General features: G+C 69.7%; 3 protein-coding genes and 1 pseudogene. 2 read left to right on the top strand and 2 right to left on the bottom strand.

The genetic code is table 11. From position 1 onward, the window contains the following. Window positions 1-79 precede the first annotated feature (79 nt). Together AC04L7_RS14995 and AC04L7_RS14990 are read left to right on the top strand one after the other, a co-directional pair. Window positions 80-820 carry an HAD family hydrolase gene (locus AC04L7_RS14995; RefSeq protein ID WP_299347065.1) on the top strand — a complete coding sequence of 247 codons (741 nt, stop codon included), beginning with the start codon at window positions 80-82 and terminating at the stop codon, window positions 818-820. Then, a complete protein-coding gene (locus tag AC04L7_RS14990) occupies window positions 817-2187 on the top strand; it encodes a leucyl aminopeptidase family protein (RefSeq protein WP_299347066.1) in 1371 nt (456 codons plus the stop codon). Before AC04L7_RS14995 ends, AC04L7_RS14990 begins: the two co-directional genes overlap by 4 nt. A gap of 152 nt (window positions 2188-2339) precedes the next feature. Here the strand turns inward: AC04L7_RS14990 and AC04L7_RS14985 are convergent, their stop codons facing one another. After that, window positions 2340-2942 (bottom strand): response regulator transcription factor, encoded by a 603-nt coding sequence (locus tag AC04L7_RS14985; protein WP_299347068.1) that lies wholly within the window; start codon window positions 2940-2942, stop codon window positions 2340-2342. A 198-nt stretch (window positions 2943-3140) separates the two neighbouring features. After that, window positions 3141-3365 (bottom strand): annotated as a pseudogene (locus tag AC04L7_RS14980) (sensor histidine kinase); the annotation flags it as partial.

The raw sequence follows: 3365 nt of genomic DNA, 5'->3' as shown, positions 1-3365 counted from the left end.
ACCCCTCTCGCGCAGGGAGAGGGGATTCATCCTGGCGCCGGTGAAAGGCCCCCTCCCCGCCGGGTGTAAAATCGCGCCGATGAGCTTCCCCGTCCGCGCCATCACCCTCGACCTCGACGACACCCTCTGGCCGTTCGCCCCCATCGGCGCACGCATCGAGCGCGTCCTCGACGACTGGCTGCGCCAGCACAGCCCCGCCACCGCCGCCATGTTCCCCGTCGAGCGGATGCGCCTGGTGCGCGAGCAGGTCTTCGCCGCCCACCCGCAGTACAAGCACGACCTCAGCATCCTGCGCCGGCTGACGCTGGAACACGCCCTGCGCGAGAGCGGCGCCGACATGGCCTTGCTGGAGCCGGCGTACGAAACCTTCTACGCCGCGCGCAACCAGGTGGAGTACTACCCGGACGCACTGGAGGCGCTGCAGCGCATCGCCGCGCGCCTGCCGATCGCCGCGGTGACCAACGGCAACGCCGACCTGCAGCGGATCGGGCTGGGCCACCTGTTCGTGCACCAGGTGCACTCGCGCGAACATGGCGTGGCGAAGCCTGAAGCCAGCATCTTCCATGCCGCGTGCGAGCGGCTGGGCGTGCCGCCGGGCGAGGTGCTGCATGTCGGCGACCATGTCGAGATGGACGTGGTCGGTGCGTTGCGCGCCGGCCTGCGCAGTTGCTGGATAAACCGTCCGGAAGACCATGCGGGCATACCGCAGGCATGGCCGCACGAAGCGCTGCGCCCGGACCTGGAATTCGCCACCCTCACCGCGCTGGCCGACTGGCTGGACGCCCACCCCGATTTCGCCACGGAACCCGCCGCCGCATGAGCGCTGCCCTCGCCTACACCGACTCGTCCGCCGATGCCCGTCCCCTGCATGTGCTGGAACGCACGCAGCTGGCCGCATGGCGCGCGACGCAATCGCCGGCGGTGAATGCCTGGCTGGATGCACAGAACTTCACCGCCTCGCTCGGCTCGCTGCTGGCGCTGCCGGGCGAACAGGGGCTGGCCGGGGCCGTCATCGGCATCGGCGACCCGCTGGACCCGTACGCGTACGCGCATGCCCCGTTCGGCCTGCCCGCGGGCGACTGGCGCGTGACCACGGATCTTTCCGCCGACGCACGGGTGGCGCTGCAGCTGGGGTGGGGGCTGGGCAGCTACAGGTTCGACCGCTACAAGCAGCCGCCGCGCACGCCGGCGCGCCTGGTCCTGCCGGATGCCGACGCCGAAGCGCTCGACCTGCTGGCGGCCAGCCTGCAGGTGCGCGACCTGGTCAACACGCCGACCGAGCACATGGGCCCGGACGAGCTGGAGGACGCGGTGCGCGAGCTGGCGACCACGCATGGCGCCGAGCTCGAGGTGATCGCAGGCGAAGGACTGCTGGCGCACAACTTCCCCGCGATCCACGCCGTGGGCCGTGCCTCGCACCGCGCGCCGCGCCTGATCGGGCTGCGCTGGGGCGACGCGGCGCATCCGCACGTGGCGGTGGTCGGCAAGGGCGTGTGTTTCGATACCGGCGGGCTGGACATCAAGCCGGCCGACGGCATGCGCCACATGAAGAAGGACATGGGGGGTGCGGCGCACGCGATCGCCCTGGCGCGCCTGGTGATGGCCCGCAACCTGCCGGTGCGGTTGACCCTGCTGGTGCCGGCCGTGGAGAACAGCATCGGCCCGAACGCCTTCCGCCCCGGCGAAGTGATCGCCACCCGCAAGGGCGTCAGCGTGGAGATCGACAACACCGATGCCGAAGGTCGCGTGATCCTGTGCGATGCGCTGGCCTATGCCGGCGAACAGGCGCCCGACCTGCTGCTCGATTTCGCCACGCTGACCGGCGCGGCCCGCATCGCGCTGGGGCCCGACCTGCCGGCGCTGTTCGCCAACGACGACACCGTGGCGAACGAGTGGATCGCGGCCGGTGAACGCATGCGCGACCCGGTATGGCGCATGCCGCTGTGGCGCCCGTACCTGCGCTATCTGACCAGCGGCATTGCCGACCTGGCCAACGCCGGCTCGCGCATGGCCGGCGCGGTCACGGCGGCGCTGTACCTGGAGCGCTTCGTGCCCGACGGCATGAAGTGGGCGCATCTGGACGTGTACGCCTGGAACGACAACGACCGCGCAGGTCGTCCCGCCGGCGGCGAAGCCCTCGCGCTGCGCAGTGCGTACGCCATGCTGAAGGCGCGTTACGGCGGTTGACGAACGGGTCGTTTCGTATGCCGTGGGAGCGACGTAAGTCGCGAACTGGCTCCGACGCGGACTGCGAGGGTCGAACCCTGATGCTGCGCGACTTCCTTGATCGGATGACGTGCGATCGCGACTTACGTCGCTCCCACGGGGTCTCCTGATTCTTACAACCAGCCGCGCTGCCGCGCCAGCCGATAGGCTTCGATGCGGTTGGCGACGCCGAGCTTGCCGATCGCTTCGGACAGGTAGTTGCGAACGGTGCCCTGCGACAGGTTCAGCTGCCTGGCGATGTCGCCGGCCGACTGGCCCTCGCCCGCGAGCCGCAACACCTGGCGTTCGCGGTCGTTGAGCGGATCGGCGTCGGACCAGGCTTCCAGCGCGAGTTGGGGATCGATGGCGCGGCCGCCGCGGTGCACTTTGCGCAAGGCTTCGGCCAGGTCTTCGGCCGGCGCATCCTTCAGCAGGTAACCCGACACGCCGGCATCCATTGCGCGCCGCAGGAATCCGCCGCGCGCGAACGTGGTGACGATGACCACCTTGCACGCCATCCCATGCCGCTGGATGCGTTGTGCCAGCTCCAGTCCGCTCAGTCCGGGCATCTCGATATCGGTGACCAGCAGGTCGGGCGTCAGGCGCTGCAGCTCACGCCACGCCGCTTCGCCATCGGCGGCGCTGCCGACCACCTCGATGTCGCTTTCCATGCCGAGCAACGCGGTGAGCGCGCCACGCACCATGGCCTGGTCTTCGGCAAGGAGTACGCGGATCATCGGGAAATCACGGTGGAAGGGGTGAACGTCACGCTACCAAATCATGCAGCCTCTTGGGAGTCGTCGCGTCCGTCGCCACGTGACGAAGCGGGAAGTTCCGATGTGGGAGCGACGTAAGTCGCGATCGCATGAAATCCGCGTCCGGGCGCCTCGCCACGTCTCCACGCCTCTGAACCATCCGGGATGTTGCATCGCGACTTACGTCGCTCCCACACCTGTCTCTGCGATCGCGGGTTGCCGCTCGACGGACGCCGCCGTCTCCCCCGACGGCAGCGGGAGCGTGATCTCCACGCAGGTGCCTTGCCGCAGCGTGGAATCCACGCGCAGGCGGCCACCGCGCGACTCGACGCGCTCGCGCATGCCACTCAAGCCATTGCCGGGCACCGCCGCGCTGCCGACGCCGTTGTCGCGGATGCGCAGGGT

This window comes from Pseudoxanthomonas sp. LjRoot204_2, from assembly GCF_056175765.1.
The sequence above is the reverse complement of the archived record's forward strand: the minus strand, read 5'-3'. Positions and strand labels throughout refer to the sequence as shown.